Source organism: Bradyrhizobium sp. (assembly GCF_035570375.1).
Classification (GTDB): domain Bacteria; phylum Pseudomonadota; class Alphaproteobacteria; order Rhizobiales; family Xanthobacteraceae; genus Bradyrhizobium.
This window is the reverse complement of sequence record NZ_DATMLW010000039.1, coordinates 1-2587: the sequence shown is the minus strand read 5'-3', so window position 1 is coordinate 2587 and position 2587 is coordinate 1. Positions and strand designations below refer to the sequence as shown.

At 58.9% G+C, this 2587-nt stretch carries 6 protein-coding genes; all 6 read right to left on the bottom strand.

Annotated elements, in window-relative coordinates:
• Positions 1-112 precede the first annotated feature (112 nt).
• Positions 113-553 carry a hypothetical protein gene (locus VNX23_RS04810; RefSeq protein WP_325628040.1) on the bottom strand — a complete coding sequence of 147 codons (441 nt, stop codon included), beginning with the start codon at positions 551-553 and terminating at the stop codon, positions 113-115.
• Positions 550-1296, bottom strand: coding sequence for a hypothetical protein (locus tag VNX23_RS04805; protein WP_325628039.1), 747 nt, complete (start codon positions 1294-1296; stop codon positions 550-552). The genes VNX23_RS04810 and VNX23_RS04805 overlap by 4 nt, the downstream gene beginning before the upstream one ends.
• Before the next feature lies 1 nt (position 1297).
• Positions 1298-1477 carry a hypothetical protein gene (locus VNX23_RS04800; RefSeq protein WP_325628038.1) on the bottom strand — a complete coding sequence of 60 codons (180 nt, stop codon included), beginning with the start codon at positions 1475-1477 and terminating at the stop codon, positions 1298-1300.
• Between the two features lie 85 nt (positions 1478-1562).
• Positions 1563-1997 (bottom strand): hypothetical protein, encoded by a 435-nt coding sequence (locus VNX23_RS04795; protein ID WP_325628037.1) that lies wholly within the window; start codon positions 1995-1997, stop codon positions 1563-1565.
• Positions 1994-2119 (bottom strand): hypothetical protein, encoded by a 126-nt coding sequence (locus VNX23_RS04790; RefSeq protein WP_325628036.1) that lies wholly within the window; start codon positions 2117-2119, stop codon positions 1994-1996. The genes VNX23_RS04795 and VNX23_RS04790 overlap by 4 nt, the downstream gene beginning before the upstream one ends.
• Positions 2116-2587 (bottom strand): hypothetical protein (locus tag VNX23_RS04785; protein WP_325628035.1); only part of this gene is annotated, 472 nt, incomplete at its 5' end. The genes VNX23_RS04785 and VNX23_RS04790, both read right to left, overlap by 4 nt.

Here is a 2587-nt window from a genome sequence, read left to right as displayed (position 1 = left end):
GCATTTTTATTTTTCCCGACGCCAAGATAGGCCGCGACCAGTAAGTGCACCGGCGGGTGTTGTGCCCAGTAGGATGTCAGCTCTTCGATCTGGAAGAGCGTCATCTCGTCAATTATGGGGTAGCTGTATCCACAGGCGGTCGCGAGGAGACCATAGATTTCTCCCCAAGGGTCGCCGGCCCCGAAATCATGTTCGAAACTAACCTGGCGCTCCCGCTGCCTGCCCCCGGGCTCGTCCCGAGGGCTGGTGCTTCCCCCATAGCGGCTCCGCTCGGCTTCAGGCCGGAGCCGGTCAGGACGGCATTCAGGACGGCACTTGCATTCCCGAGATCGAGCAAATCCTCGACCCTGTCCGGCGTCGTCTCGGGATAATTGCGCTGCAGCGCCGCGGTGACGATGTCGATCAGCACGTTGATTTGTGCTTCGCCCATCGCCGCACCGATTTCGGTCAGTTGCCTTACCTTGGGCATCAACCGGCGGAGCTGGCCGAGGGTAAGTGGCGGCACTATCCAATCCTGGCCGCCCATTGCGACCGCCACACCGGGGATCATCATTCCACCGTACTCAGATAGCCGATCGTTCCCGAAGCGTCGGCGAAGGCCATGAAATCGAGCTCGCTGATCGTCCAAGCATCGAGCTTAGTCGGTAGTGACAATTTATTTGCCGTGCACGCGTTCAGACGGAGCGCGGTGCCGCTGCCGTTGTAGGCAGTGTAAAACGTCGCCTTGAACGTAGGAGTAATACCCATCGGCTGGTTCGCGAGGGTCAGTCTGTTGCCGCTTGTCGGGAGGTTATATGTGTACGAGATCAAAATCGCGGCATTAGCGTCGGCAGACGAGAAAATATATGCGCCGGTAGCGAAGTTGACCGAGTATTGGCCGGTAGTCGAAGGTGTGGTCACTCGGTTGAAACGCTTGCCGGTTGCGGCGTAGCTGACGCCGAGATCATCATTGTAGCTCGCGGCATTGGCGGGAATGACGCTGTAGGGCGTCGTCGCCGGAACCGTCGCGGCCTCCAGCTGCGAGACGGCGAACTGCCCCGTAGCTGGTGTCACCCCGAAAAAGATATCCGAATACAGCAAACCGAGGATCTGCGCGAATTTAGCTTTCCCGACTATCTTGCCCTGCCCACGGGCTATTGCCACAGGAAACTGAAGCTGGCCGTAGAGCTCTTTGTCGCTCCAGTCGAAATCGATCTGTATGTCCTGCAGCACGCCGAATTGTCGTGGACCGATGCCCGACCCGATTACATCGGTGCGTTCTCCCCATATTGCGCCGGAGCCGAAGCTTAATTGCATGTCATTTACTCCCCTTCAAGAGCCGCTTCAGCCTCTCCTTGGCGGCGTGGGCGATATTCCAGGCCTGCGTGTCGCGGGCGACCGCCGAGCCCGGGAAATGGTCGGCCCACCAGCGTTCAATCAGCTGCTCGATCGAAGGAGGCGCGGCAGCTTGGTTGGTGCTGTGATCTTCCTCGGCCATTGGTCACTCCGTCGAATAAAACGTATTTAAGGACTACGAGGCGCACCGTCTCAACGGAGGCCCGCTTTGATAAACCGCGCGAACGTCAAATGCAGAGTATTTCGACGGGTACGATCGCTATGGCCTGATCCCCGAGTACGCCTTCGTCAGTCTGAATCTTGCCCACGATGTAGGCGTGCTGAACCATTTGAGGCAGCCCGAGGTTCTGGATCCCCGTCGCCGGTGACGGTGCGAGCGCGGCCTCGAACGCATCAAGCAGCGGGTTTAAAATCGTTACTGGCGCCAAATAGGGGTCGCTTGAATGGGCGTACAAGTAGAAATCGGCGTAAAGTGTCCATACGATCGGCGCGCCAAGCTTCTTTATCACGGCTTGGCCCCCTTTTTCGCTCATGAACAACGCCGGCTGCTCCGCCGGAGCCACGTCCGTCCAATGTCGCAGACGGCGATTTGTACTGGTGAACTGCGCCGCACTTGCGGCGAGGTCCCATAATGCCGCGTAGATCGTTTCACGAACTATCATCGGTCGATTTCGAACGCCAGGCCGCGGCGATACATTGATGCGATGCCCGTCGATAAAACGAGACCCGTCGCTTCTGATCCTGAGGACGAGGAAACAAAAATCATGTGCAGGGCGATCATCATGGCGTTAGTGCCTCGCGCAATGCCGCTTCCACCTCATCGCGGATCGCCGGGTCCATATCTTCCAGCGCCGACTGCAAAAAAGAGGGCTCCGGAACGTCTATCGGGCGGGTGTACGGCCGCATACTGATCGGCTTCCTGGGTATCGGGCGTGCGAACGCCTTTGTCCTACGGCGCAGGTTCGCTCTGATGGCAACCGCACCAGAGAAGCTATATTCGCGAGCGTGTTTATATGCGCTGCCGCTGGAGATCGTTGCTGCAATCCTGTCGCCGCTCTGGTCGATTTGCAGACTGGTACTCGACTCAAGCGAGCCCGAGCGGGCACCGAGGGTTTGGCCGGTCAGCTCAATTTCCTGTATATTGCGCTGAAGTTCGATACCCAGCGTGGTGATCGCCCGGGCGAGCCCCGAAGCGACGAGATCCGGAGCGGCGCGCAGCCAAGCCAGCACTGCGTCGTCGCCGACGAGACGG